Source organism: Hydrogenovibrio sp. 3SP14C1 (assembly GCF_029625905.1).
Lineage (GTDB): Bacteria > Pseudomonadota > Gammaproteobacteria > Thiomicrospirales > Thiomicrospiraceae > Hydrogenovibrio.
The window spans coordinates 1-263 of the sequence record NZ_JARTLM010000162.1; the positions used below are offsets into that span (position 1 = coordinate 1).

Here is a 263-nt window from a genome sequence, read left to right on the forward strand (position 1 = left end):
TCTACAACGTGTTCAACGACTTGATCGAATAGCGGGTCCATTTCCTCATCATCGTCCATTTTCTCACCTGGCAGCAGCGACTCTGGCCCTTGATCACCAGCGATAATATCACTGATATAGTTAGGCTTACCGCGAGCTTTCCAGTTATTGACCACCGCATGGACATCATCATCAGACGCAAACGCTCCATGAACGCGAATAGTATGGCTCGACCCCGGAGGGAGATAGAGCATATCCCCCATTCCTAGTAATGACTCTGCGCC

At 50.2% G+C, this 263-nt stretch carries 1 pseudogene; it reads right to left on the reverse strand.

The annotated features are described in order from the left end of the window. A pseudogene (locus P8629_RS12070) lies at nucleotides 1-263 on the reverse strand (cell division protein FtsK); the annotation flags it as partial.